At 37.1% G+C, this 13,082-nt stretch carries 9 protein-coding genes; 7 read left to right on the top strand and 2 right to left on the bottom strand.

The window, feature by feature from the left end:
- Positions 1–133: 133 nt before the first annotated feature.
- The 6 genes from CXF79_RS16475 to CXF79_RS16450 all read left to right on the top strand — a co-directional run bounded on the left by CXF79_RS16475 (position 134) and on the right by CXF79_RS16450 (position 8,344).
- Positions 134–1,390: an efflux RND transporter periplasmic adaptor subunit gene (locus CXF79_RS16475; RefSeq protein ID WP_101156581.1), complete on the top strand. Its 1,257-nt coding sequence runs from the start codon at positions 134–136 to the stop codon at positions 1,388–1,390.
- A 103-nt stretch (positions 1,391–1,493) separates the two neighbouring features.
- Positions 1,494–2,225, top strand: a complete 732-nt coding sequence (locus tag CXF79_RS16470) for an ABC transporter ATP-binding protein (RefSeq protein WP_101156578.1) — start codon at positions 1,494–1,496, stop codon at positions 2,223–2,225.
- 16 nt (positions 2,226–2,241) lie between these two features.
- Entirely contained in the window at positions 2,242–4,665 is a 2,424-nt protein-coding gene (locus CXF79_RS16465; protein WP_101156575.1) for an FtsX-like permease family protein, read from the top strand.
- Between the two features lie 173 nt (positions 4,666–4,838).
- Complete coding sequence (locus tag CXF79_RS16460) at positions 4,839–6,224, top strand: sigma-54-dependent transcriptional regulator (protein WP_101156572.1); 1,386 nt, start codon at positions 4,839–4,841, stop codon at positions 6,222–6,224.
- The gene (locus tag CXF79_RS16455) at positions 6,211–7,605 is read left to right on the top strand and encodes a sensor histidine kinase (protein WP_101156570.1); all 1,395 of its coding nucleotides are present in this window, start codon (positions 6,211–6,213) and stop codon (positions 7,603–7,605) included. The genes CXF79_RS16460 and CXF79_RS16455 overlap by 14 nt, the downstream gene beginning before the upstream one ends.
- 127 nt (positions 7,606–7,732) lie before the next feature.
- Positions 7,733–8,344, top strand: a complete 612-nt coding sequence (locus CXF79_RS16450; protein WP_101156565.1) for a 3'-5' exonuclease — start codon at positions 7,733–7,735, stop codon at positions 8,342–8,344.
- Between the two features lie 85 nt (positions 8,345–8,429).
- Here the strand turns inward: CXF79_RS16450 and prsT are convergent, their stop codons facing one another.
- Positions 8,430–11,204, bottom strand: a complete 2,775-nt coding sequence (gene prsT, locus CXF79_RS16445) for an XrtA/PEP-CTERM system TPR-repeat protein PrsT (protein ID WP_157825892.1) — start codon at positions 11,202–11,204, stop codon at positions 8,430–8,432.
- Positions 11,205–11,456: 252 nt separating this feature from the next.
- On the opposite strand from prsT, the gene CXF79_RS16440 reads away from it, so the two are divergent.
- On the top strand, positions 11,457–12,191 hold the full coding sequence (locus tag CXF79_RS16440) for a PEP-CTERM sorting domain-containing protein (protein WP_101156559.1): 735 nt from the start codon (positions 11,457–11,459) through the stop codon (positions 12,189–12,191).
- A 215-nt stretch (positions 12,192–12,406) separates the two neighbouring features.
- On the opposite strand, the gene CXF79_RS16435 is transcribed toward CXF79_RS16440, so the two are convergent.
- Positions 12,407–12,949 (bottom strand): TrmH family RNA methyltransferase, encoded by a 543-nt coding sequence (locus CXF79_RS16435; protein ID WP_101156556.1) that lies wholly within the window; start codon positions 12,947–12,949, stop codon positions 12,407–12,409.
- Positions 12,950–13,082: the final 133 nt, after the last annotated feature.

Here is a 13,082-nt window from a genome sequence, read left to right as displayed (position 1 = left end):
TGACACACCCCCTCATATGAGTAACAGTGTAATTTAAATAAAACTCAATATAATCAGTATTTTAATTTTTATTTCACAGATGGCACAAGACTTGTAAAAACTAATCATCTCATTTACAAATTTAAGATGAATCATGGATATACAAAGAAAAGCCGTTCAAAAACCACTTTGGAAAAAATACTGGTTTGTTTTACCTGTATTTATTCTACTCATCGGCACTTATTCATTAAGAAATATTTTAGGTAATGCCTCTTACTTTATTGAACGAAGCGCTGTTGTTACTGCCAAGGTAGAGCAGGGTGATTTTCGAGTGAATGTACGTGCAACAGGTGTTTTAAAACCACTTAATATTCGTTGGGTATCTTCACAAGTTTCAGGTAGAGCAGAGCAAGTTTTTGTTAAAGCAGGCGCAAAAGTCAATAAAGGTGATGTGCTTGTACAATTATCTAACCCTGAACTACATCGTAATTTAGAAAAGGCCCGTTGGGAGCTGGAAGCAAAAAAGGCTGAAAGTCATGTTGCTTTTGTGATGCTAGAATCACAGATGGTTGATTTAGAAAATTCAGTATTATCTGCAGAATATAGCTATCAATCAGCGAAACTAAAACTTGATGCAGAAACCGCTCTATTGGCACAAGGTAATGCGACAGTCTCTGCGCTCGAATACCAAAGAAGCCAATTAACTGTTAAGCAACAAATGCAATCTTGGCGCGCTCAACAACAAAAAACTGAAAAAATGAAAGCGAATATGGCGGCAACAAAAATTGCTCAACAAGCCCGTATTGGTTTAGTTGAAAATAATTATCAGCGTGTGCAAGAGCAAGTCGCTGCGCTGCAAGTGAGATCATCAACGTCTGGTGTTGTTCAACAAGTTTCACTAGAACTCGGTGAACGTGCTCAAGTGGGAGATAGTGTTGCTTTAGTAGCCGATCAAAACACCTTATTTGCAGAATTACAGGTACAAGAAGTTAGGGTAAGAGATATTGCGCTAGGCCAATTAGTGACTATTGATACTCGTATCAGTGAGATTATTGGTGAAGTGACGCGTATCGACCCAGCGGTAAAATCTGGCATGGTGTTAATTGATGTCAAACTAATGAGTGACTTACCAACGGAAGCTCGTCCTGAATTAACCGTTGATGGGCTGATTGCCATTAGCAACATTGAAAATGCTTTGTATGTAAAGCGACCTGTTTATGCGCCAAGACATACTAAGGTTGGCCTGTATAAACTGAGCCAAGACCAGCAATTTGCGAGTAAATATTCCGTTGGCTTAGGTCAAAGTTCAGTAAATAAAATTCAAATTATAGATGGTTTGATACTTGGTGATGAAATCATTATTTCAGACACATCAAGCTGGCAAGAACATCAAGAAATTAAGATCAATTAATGGTCTATTACCAATAATACTTAATGAATTGTTACTCAATACACACTACTCAAAAAATGAAAATCAGCAGCAAGTAACTTGCTGATACGATATGGGAATAATTATGACTGCACTTATCACCTTAAAAAATATTAGCAAAAAATTCTTAACTGAAGAGATAGAAACGCGGGCTTTAAATACTATTAACCTAGAGATTAATAAGGGGGAATACCTGTCACTCAGTGGTCAGTCAGGTTGTGGTAAATCAACCTTACTCTCTTTACTAGGATTATTAGATGCACCTAGTTCAGGGCATTATCATTTAGCAGGTAGTGATGTTTCTGCTTTAACACGGGATCAACGAGCAAAAATACGCAGTGAACAAATAGGGTTTGTTTTTCAATCGTTTAATTTGATTTCAGATCTCACGGTATTTGAAAATGTTATGTTGCCGTTGACGTATCAAACAGGAAAGTCTAAAAAAGCCATTGAAGCTAAAGTGAATGAAGTATTAGCGAAAGTAGAAATGGGACATCGTAAAAACCATTACCCTTCACAATTATCAGGCGGACAACAACAGCGCGTTGCCGTTGCTAGAGCCTTAGTTAATGACCCTTCAATTATTCTTGCCGATGAACCAACAGGTAACTTAGATTCAAAAAATGCCGAGGCAGTTTTACAGCTATTCGATCAACTTCATCATGATGGCGCAACTATCTGCATGGTGACCCATGATCCCTCGTCAGCGAAGAGAGCAAGTAGGTGTTTAGAAATGTTTGATGGGCAACTGATCAAAGACAATATCAATCATGATCGTCAAGTAACGCTTAAACCAGTTGAATTGGCTGCGGGCTAAACCTTAGGAGAAGTACATGTCGATGTTAATAGATATTAAATACGCTTTTCGCTTGTTATTTAAAGCGCCTAAATTTACTGCGATGACCTTGGGGGTATTAATCGGTGGATTATCGATTAGTTTATTCACCTTCTCATTTTTATATACCATGGTTTACAAACCTCTACCAATACCTGAGGCTGAAACGGCAAAAGCGATTACTGTTGAATTTGACGGTAACTATAACTTAATCACGGGTTATGAATATAACAATGTTAAAGAGAGTGTAACCAGTTTTACCGAGTTTGGTGTTTATGATAATCGTAATATTCGTTTGTCTGTTGAACAATCAGGTAAAGATATTTCAGGAAGCTATGTCCAAAATGGTTTTTTTGAGTTCAGCCGTACAGAACCTATTTTAGGTCGAGCGATACAAGCCCAAGATAACAAAGTAGGTGCATCGCCAGTCGCATTAATTAGCTATGAAATTTGGCAGTCTGAACTTAATGGCGATGAAGGTGTTTTGTCAAAAAGCCTGATGCTAAATGGGGTGATGACTGATGTTATTGGGGTTATGCCAAAAGGGTATCTATTTCCTAATACTTCACAAATTTGGTTGCCACTGTCAGACAGCGTTTTTAATGCTACGGCAGAGCAAAGTGAAAACTATTTTGCCTATGGCCGAGTTAACGCTGGTACCACTATTGAACAAGCTGAATTGGAGTTGGGGCAAGCCATTAACCAAGTTTATCAACAGAATGTAGCATTATATAACATGCCTGAGTTTGAAAAAGGCGCGAAGCTGATGTCATTCCAAGCGGCGCAAACCAACGGCCAAGGCAGTATTGTTTTTGTCTTCTTAAATGCCATTTCATGGTTGATTTTATTACTTGCTTGTATCAACGTCGGCAATTTATTACTCGCTCGTACCATTGAACGTCAAAAAGAAACCGCTATTCGCGCTGCTTTGGGGGCAACTACCTCTCGTTTAGTTAGCCAGTTAATGTGGGAAGGCGTTATCATTTCAACGGTTGGTGGCATTTTGTCATTACTATTGGTTGGGGCTGCTTTAGATTATACCGAAATTGCTTTTCACTCGTGGATTCCAGGTGGAGGTTCCTTTTGGTGGCATTGGAGTATGGATCTACAAACGTTGTTAATGGGCATTGCATTTACCGTGGTTACTATTTTACTGTCAGCTTTTTTACCGGCATGGCGCTCTGCAAATCAAGACATTAATACCACATTAAGAGATGGAACCCGTGGTGCTCAAAGTAAAAAAGCAGGCAGAATTTCTCGAATATTAGTCACTAGCCAAGTATTTTTGGTCGCCACTTTAATGTTAATTGGCTCTGTTTCTGCCTACATATCACATAAATTGATTAACCTTGAAATGGGCGATGATTATAGCTATGTGATGTCAGCAAGAATGTCGATACCTGAAAATAAATACCCAGAGCCTATGCAGCAATTAGCATTATTTCAATCGTTAAAAGAAAACATTGAGCAACATCCTCAAGTGGTTGGTGTTGTTGCAAATGATTGGCGACGTCAATCGACAGTGACTCTAGAAGGTAAGGATTATGCCTCTGAAGAGAGCAAACCTAAAATTGATACGATTACGGTTATTGGTGATACAGCAACAGTGGGTATTGACTTAGTCGCAGGGAGACAATTTACTCACCTTGATAAGTTGGGTCACCGTAAAACGGCTATGATAAGCCAATCTATGGCTAAGCGTTATTGGCCGGGAGAGTCTGCTTTAGAAAAAAGTTTTCAGGTGAAAATAGATGATAAAAATGAAAAAGTTTTTATTGTTGGCGTTGTTACAGACCGTCTTAATGCTTCTACTATGTTTGCCCGATTAGATAGTGCTGATGAAGTTTATGTATCAGGATTACAATTTATCAATAGCTTCCAAATTGTTTATTATCGTACTTTACCCAATACGCAAAACGCGGAAGAAATTTTCTATCAAGCCATGTTTGATACCGATCGTTCTATTGAGATGACATATTCGGTTCAATTAGCGAGTAAGAACAGAAACATGATGCGAGATTCAATGGGCTTAATGTCGAATGTAACCTTTGGTACTGGCTTCTTTGCTTTATTATTGGCCATGGTGGGTATTTATGGCTTAACGGCAAATTCAGTGGCTCAGCGTACCCATGAAGTAGGTATTAGGCGTGCTGTTGGCGCTAGTGATAAAAATATTACGCAGATGTTTTTAAAGCAGGGGGCTCGTCAGTTAGTTATTGGTTTAGGCTTGGCGGTGGTACTGTTTGCTTTAATCTCTTTTGGTTTTCATAAGTTTACTGAAGAAATATTCCCGGTATACCTTTACTTCGGCATTGCTATTACGGTAGTTTCGGTGCTTTCAGTCATTGTTATGTTGGCAATTTTCACACCAACCAAGCGTGCCGTTAAAATGGAACCGAGCATAGCGTTACGCTACGAGTAGGCTGATTAAGCTGCCTAGGGTAATAGATGGATCTCGTACTTCATCTGTTACCCTTATCAGTCAATTTTTTAAGCAAATAGGCTTTCTAATTATCTAATTCTTGTTCCTTTGCTCGATATTACTTACAGTGAAGACATAATCTCGGAAACTTAACTACTTATGAATAAACGCTTGTGAATAAAAAAATACTAATCGCTGATGATGATATTAATATCATTGCCAGTTTAAAATTTGTTTTAGCTGATGAAGGCTTTGATATTGTAGCGGTCACAACGCCACAAGCTGCTTTAGATAATTTAAAAACTCAAAGTGTTGATTTGATTCTGCTTGATATGAACTTTCAGCAAGACACAACCTCTGGTGCTGAGGGTGTTCAATTAGTGGAAGCAATCACAGAACTTGAACTTAATGTTCCTATTATCGTGATGACTGGCTGGGCGACTATTGATATTGCCGTTGAAGCTATGCAAGCTGGCGCAAAAGACTTCATTCAAAAACCGTGGAAAAATGAACGTATGCTCAGCGCGATTGACAATCAATTAGCCTTGGCAAAATCCGATAAAAAAGCACAGCGACTCAGTCAGCAAAATCAATTGCTCACCTCGCAAGCCCACCCTGGCAGTCGTGCAGGTATCATTGCACAATCCCAACCTATGCAAGAATTATTAGCAACCCTTGATGATTTAGCAAAAAGCGATATGAGTATTTTATTAACTGGTGATAATGGCACTGGTAAAAGCATGCTTGCAGCTTATGTGCATAGTGTTTCTACGCGAGAAAAACATTCTTTTGTGCCTGTTAATATGGGCGCTATACCCGAATCACTTTTTGAAAGCGAAATGTTTGGCCATGTAAAAGGGGCGTTTACTGACGCCAAAGAAAATCGTATTGGTCGCTTTGAAATGGCAGACCAAGGTACTTTATTTTTAGATGAACTTGCCAATATTCCTTTTGCTCAACAAGCTAAATTGCTGCACGTATTAGAAGCACAACAATTTGAGGCGGTTGGCAGTAGTAAATCATTACATGCAGATGTACGTATTATTTCGGCGACTAACAGTGATTTATTGGCTGATATTAAAAACAATACCTTTAGACAAGATCTGTATTACCGATTAAATACTATTGAGTTAAGAGTACCGTCATTAAGTGAGCGAGTTGAAGATATCCCCGCGCTCGCTGAGCACTTTCTTCAATCTTTCAGTGCTAAATACCATCGAGCTTGTCCTAAACTTACAGAACAAGCCATCATTGCAATGCAGCAATATGACTGGCCTGGTAATATTCGTGAACTCAGCCATATGATGGAACGAGTGCTTTTCACCTGTAAAAAAGACAGTATTGAGACCCAAGAGTTGATGTTAACAGGCGCTAATAACTCTGAAAATGGTGCTGCTGAATCTTTGGATGATCCCAATTTAAGTCTTGATGAAATCGAAAGGAAAACCTTAATCAAGCGTCTGAAGTTTCATCGTGGTAATGCCACTGAAACAGCGAAGTCCTTAGGGTTAAGTCGAAGTGGTTATTATCGACGTTTGAGTAAGTATGAACTGGATTAAAAAAAGTTGGCAATTACTTTTGGGTAAGTCAAAAACTCAACGCGGCGATAACCAACATAATTTATTATTGTTGGTATGTATACCGTGTTTCTTCATCACAGCCACTGCGCTTTTCTTAACGCAAATATCAGGCTATTTAATTGCTTTTATCCTCATTGTTTTATTACTGCTGTGTAGTTTTGTCATCGTGGCGAGTAGACAAAATTCACATTATCAAATCCGCACCTTATCTAACTTAATTGAGTCGATGATTGATGGCGACTACACATTAAGAGGGCGGCTTCAAACGAACCAAGCGTTTCAAGAACTGCTCAATTCAGTTAACGTTTTAGCGGATACTTTGTCAAAACATAAAATTGAAGCCAAAGAATCACGTTTGTTATTAGAGCGCATCATGGAACAAATGGATGCCATGGTATTAGCCACTGATGAGCAAGGTTTTGTCGTTATGGCGAATGCCTCGGCGCATAAACTTGTTTTGGGTCAGGTCGGTAATGAGACCGATAATATAACCAATATTCAATTAGCGACTTTACCTATTGGCGCTGAAATTATTAGCGCCAATGCGGGCATTATTGAATTTAAAGAAGGGCTCATTACCGGCGAGCACTTTTTATCTAAAGAGTCTTTTCTAAGTGATGGCAAACAGCATCAACTTTATACCCTTACTAATGCCGAACGTCTATTAATGGAGCAAGAGCGTAAAGCTTGGCAAAGTCTGCTTCGGGTATTAAGTCATGAAATGAATAATTCATTAACGCCAATTGTTACCATCAGCCAATCAATGCAAAAAAAGTTACAAAGGGAAGATCGCGAAGTAGACAAAGTATCCTTACTTGATGGCATTAACATTATTAATGAACGTGCAGACTCGTTAAGCCAATTTATTGCCAGCTACAGTCAACTATCTCAGTTACCCAAACCGAATAAATCAGCATTTAAATTAGCATTGTTGATTGATAATCTTTCGACACTTTATCCGCAATGTAAAATACAGTGTGAAATAGAATGCGAATTATTAATTGAAGCGGATAAAAATCAGCTTGAACAAGTGTTGATAAATTTATTTAAAAACTCGGTTGAAGCGATGAGTAAAATAGATGAAAAAGTCATTGAGATTAACAGTTCTCAAGAAGGAAATTGGCAGCATATATCTATTCGAGATTTCGGCTCAGGCATTGCAAACTTAGCTAATGTCTTTGTGCCATTTTACACCACAAAACCTCAAGGTAGTGGTATTGGTTTAGCACTGTGCCGACAAATTTTATTTAACCATAATGGCTCTATTAAAATAGACAATTATCAAGGTGCTCTTCAAGGCACTGATAAAATTAAGCAAGGTGTTGAAGTGGTTTTATCGCTGCCAATATATGTTGCGTAAAGTTGAAATTTTATAGAGATGAAATCACAACATTCTTGCTATAGCTGATATCATTAACTCAAAATTAAAGAAGCCTCAACAAGCTTTATTAATGACCATTACTTGATCACTACTCTGTAACTAATTTATGAACGCAAACTCTCTAATAATCCTCGATTTTGAAACAACCGGTCTCTCACCTGATAATGGCGATAGAGCCATTGAAATTGGTGCGGTAAAACTTGAAAATGGTGTGGTAACTGATCGTTTTCAAGAGCTGATGTACCCTGGGCGACCGGTAAGTCATTTTATTGCTGATTACACTGGCATCACTAATGTAATGCTAAGTAAAGCCGCGCCATGTCATGAAGTCATGGATCGTTTTAGCGATTTTATTCAAGGGCAAAACCTAGTTGCTCATAATGCATCGTTTGATAAGCGTTTTTTAGATAGTGAGCTAAAGCGTATTTCGTCGGGTTATGATGGGCAGTTTGCCTGCTCGTTATTGTTATCTCGTCGATTATATCAAACTGCACCTAACCATAAGTTAGGTACATTAATTAACTATAAAGGCATTGCCTCAAATGGCAGTTTCCATAGAGCATTATACGATTCTGAAATGACAGCAAAGCTTTGGGTCGCGATGTTAGATGATATTCAGCAACAAGCTGGTATTGATGAAGTGCCATTTTCTTTAATACAGAAGTTAACTAAAACGACTAAAGCGAATGTTGGTAAGCTTTTAGCCAACTACAGATAATCCGTAATAGCCTGATAACTACATTAGGTTAATCGCTTAATTAAAGCTAATAAAACAGTAGTCTACATTTCTTAGACTTTTATCCTTATTTTAACCATTGCTTCAATAAGACATCCGCATCAGCTTTTTCGGAATAATCTGAATTCACTACATCTACCATTAATTTTATTGCCTCTTTATCTCTATTAAGAGCTTTGAGTGTTAACGCTAAATGATATTTCACCGCCGGATTTGAATTATTGATGGCTAACGCTTTTCTAAATAGAGGTAAGGCTTTATTAAATTCTTTGGTGTGATAATAAACCCAGCCTAAAGTGTCTAAAGAGTCAGGCTGATTATCAACAAGTGCTAATGACCTTTTTACTAATGCTTCAGCTCGTGGGTAATCAGATATATTCAAAGCCACATAACTGGCATTATTTAATATTGCCGGTTGCTTAGGGTACAGCTGAACTAATGTTTGATATATCTTATCTGCATTGAGCCATTGAGATTGGTCGATATAAAGCTCAGCTAATGCTGTATTCAAGAATAAACTGTTTGGCCTGTCATTTAACGACTTTGTTAATAAGTCTACCGCTTTACTGGTTCGTTTAGTCGCTCTGTATATTAAGTTTAAACCAACTACGCTACTGTCATTACTCGCTAATTTAATACGTTTTTTATAATATATTTCAGCTAGTTTATATTGATTTATACGTAAATATGAATTAGCTAACACTTCGATTAATTGGGCAGATAACTGATGATTAACTTCAAACGATTTAATTAATTTTATTGCACTATCAGTATCATTTTCTGCATTATAAAGTTGCGCTAATCCTATGATCGCTTTATCGTTATCCCCATCCCAAGCCATCGATTTTTTATAGGCAGTGATTGCTTCAGGTACTTTAGAAAATCGTTGATAAGCATGGGCTATTAACAAATAAATTGTCCCTTTATCTCCGTCTTGTTTTATCGCCGATTTATACGCACTAACTGCAGAGTTCACATCTGAATTCATTATTTGTAAACTTGCCAGCATCAGATAAAGCTCAACTGTTTTTCTTTGATTCAATAAATAAGTATTCAATGTTTCAATAGCAAGCATCAGCTGTTTATCGCCAACATAACTAACAATTAAGTTTTTTAATAATTCTTCATTTTGATTATCAAGCTTAAATGGTTCTTCTAATAAGATGACGCTAGCAGCTGAATTATTAGTACGGTTATATAACTTAGCTAAAGCTGTAATTAAATCAATATCGTTTGCTGAGATTATTAATGCTGCTTTTAAACGATTAATAGCAATATCAGCGTTACCCTTTTGATAATCGAAGTTAGCTAAGCTAATAATGGATTTGGCATGATTTGGTTCAATAGCCAATGCTTCTTCAAATTGATGTTTTGCTTTCTCTACTTCACCTGAAATTTGGTAAATATAACCAAGATGATGCTGGATATTTGCATTGTCTGGCATGTTTTCAGCTAAGTTTTTCGCAACACTAATGCCCTTATTCATTTCTCCAGACTTAATATAAGACTCAACCAATAATAAACCAACCACTGTTGGATCATATTCTGCTGCAGAGGCTGTTAACAAATGTTTAATCGCTTTTTCGGGCATTCCTGTTGCTAAATAGCTTTGTGCAAGTTGAGTGTCTGCGATCCCTAAATTAGGCTGCAGTTTTTTAACTTTTTCAAGGTGAAAATGGGCTTTTTCATACTGCTTTAGCTCTAAGTAGGTCATGCCTAACATAGATAATATTTTTGGATTATTAGGATCTAAAAAATTAGCCCTACTTAATAACGCCTTTGCTTGCATTGGTTTTTCTTCCACTAATTCAATAGTGGCAGCAAGTGTTAAAGCGTTAATATTATTTTCATCTATAAATAAATAGTCATCTATATATTGTCTTGCTGCTTCATATTTTTGTTGGTGAAATAAAATGATACTGGCTAAATAATAATAAGAAGGATTTGACTGCAATACATCCTCACTCAGGTGATCCAGAACTTGTGCAACTTTTTCTATTGAGCTGTCAAAGCCAGTGTTTTCATTTTTTCTAATCTGTACCATAGCTTTAAGAAATTCTGCTTTAGGTTCATTAGGCACTTGTTCTAATACGGTATCTGCGTATTGTTCGGCTAACTCAAAATGTTGTAATTCGGTGTTAATAGTACTGGCAAAAATTAGTGATTGAATATTTTTTTTATCAATCAATAGCGCTTGGTTGATTGCATTAAGAGCAAGTTCGTTATTGCCTAAACTTTGCTGAATACTCGCTTTCAAATTCCAAGCTTTAATGGGGGGGATATACCCAGATAACACCTCATCAACGAGTTTTTCTGCCTGACGGAATTGAAAATAATTAACTGCAACTTGCGCTAATCCCAACTTGGCGTCTATATTTTTGGCATCAAAAGCTAACGCTGTGATGTAATCATTTTGTGATAGCTTTAGTTGTCGTAACCCCAAATGAGCATCACCACGAAGTACATAAATTTTGGCGGCTAATGTGTCGTCATTTGTTTGCTCTGGTAGGTAATCCAAGGTTTTATTATATTGCCCTTGCATAATGTAGGATTTAGCAAACAATAGTCGTAACTGCTTTTTATTTGCGCCTAGAGAAGCCGCTTTGGTTAATGCAGCTTCTGCCGCACTAGCACTACCATGAGCAAGTAATATTTCAGCGATTAAAATATTTGAGGCTAAGTGATTTGGTGATGTTTTTAGTATGTTTTTTACGTGTATCAGTGCTTCACTATATTTATTGTCGTTTAATGCACTACGAGCTGTTTCATAAAGCTTATCTTCCTGTGAGGCGGCTAACGAAAAGGAAATAAATAGTAAAAATATATACGGGGAAGCTTTCAAACATCTATCCAAAATAGCAAGTGAATATTAGATAATGATTATGGCAAAATTATTAGAATAAAGATAACGCAGCATTAATTACCTTTTTAAAACTGTCTATAAATTTTACACTTTTTGTTTTTTTATAAATGAAAAATCACAAAGAAATTAATAAAGTAATAAATAACAGGTAATTAAAAATAAGGTGTGATTTTTGCATCTTATTTTCATATGTATGATTATGATAATTGAAATATTTTTTAGGTGAATATTATGTTTTCAAAAAGAAAATTTTCAAAAGTTCTATTAATAGTAGCTTCTCTTTTCTCTAGCTTTTTTGCTAATGCTTCATTAACCCCTGTCGGTGATTTGCTCCAAGTATCTATTCTTGTAGCGGATAACGTCCAAGGAAACAGTAATGATTGTAGTGGTTATTTTGGTCAAGGATTTGAGGAATGTAAAATTACCCATGTCCCATCTTCTGACACTACAGTATTTGCTGAGATTATGGGAAAATTCGAAGGCGAGGGAGCGACACAGTTTGCAGCTCCATCACAGGCGTCTGATTGGAATTTTGATGTTAATAATCTAACAAATCAAACCAACCCCGGGGAAAATGGTACTGGAACATGGAACTACACTGGAGCTGAATATCCAGGCGTTTCATATTGGGTAGCAAAAGCAGGATCTGCTGGTTTTATTTTGAACTGGATGATTGCTGATAATGCAGATAATAGAAGTACTTGTGCATCTCCAGACGAATTCTCTGTAAGCTGCCTAGATTTAGCTGTTAGTGTTACAACAGGAGCTTGGACTACCCCTTTAACAGCTGGTAACGGTAATAGTCCCATAATACCAAGAAACCTATCTCACATATCCTTTTATGGGAACAAATGTGATGGTGACTGCGGACCAACAACAACAAGTATCCCTGAGCCAACGTCTATTGCATTATTTGCTTTAGCCTTCCTCGGTATTGCAGCTAGACGTAAAAATTCCACTTCATAATTTAGCTTGGTGAAAGCTAAGTCTATTTAAAAAGCCAGTCAGTTTATGACTGGCTTTTTTATCTTTGAGTACTTTTCTCGGAGAGGACTACTTTGTGTTACCGTAAATATAATTGCATAGCTTAGGCAACTGTTAGCAGATAGCCGGTTGAAAAATATTCCAACACGCTTTTGAGTCTCTGGTTTTTAATAATCAACTCTTACAACATGTTAGCCTTATGGCAGATTTCTAATTTGATTAGCACACTCAGCTAAAACAATAGCACCAGCGGTAGACACGTTGAGCGAGTTACCCATGCCGAACATAGGAATATGTATTTGCTGATGGCTTAATTTTAATGCTGCTTCACTCACGCCTTTACGTTCATTGCCTAATACTAATACGCATTTAGCAGGGTAAGTTACATCAGTGTAATCAACCGACTCATGGCATAATTCAACACTGTAAATTCTATGTCCCTCATCCAATAAGGTTTGTAAGCTTGCCGTAGTACTGTCGCTATATTCAACGCAAACCCATTTTGCTTCATTTCTTGAGGCTTTTTTCATCTTTTTATCTGAGATAGTTAGAGCGCCACAAACAATGACTTTTTCGATAGCAAAAGCATCAGCCAAACGAATAAAAGCACCAATGTTGTAACTGTTGGTGACGTTATCTAAGACCACGATTAAAGGTATTTTGGGCTTAGTTAAATATTCATCTCGTGTTGGTTTGTTCTTTCTAAGATCTTCTTTGGTAAGCTGTATTTTTGAATCCATTATTTCTACTCTGATTACTTAACATGACTAGGCGCCGTCTGAATTAGGTACTTACTGCGTTACGTATGCCTAGGGTAACTGGTTACTAATTTATATAGTTACATAATTGCTCTGACTTGTATTTCAGTGCGTC

The organism is Colwellia sp. Bg11-28 (assembly GCF_002836245.1).
GTDB classification, from domain to species: Bacteria; Pseudomonadota; Gammaproteobacteria; order Enterobacterales; family Alteromonadaceae; genus Colwellia; species Colwellia psychrerythraea_A.
The sequence above is the reverse complement of the archived record's forward strand: the minus strand, read 5'-3'. Positions and strand labels throughout refer to the sequence as shown.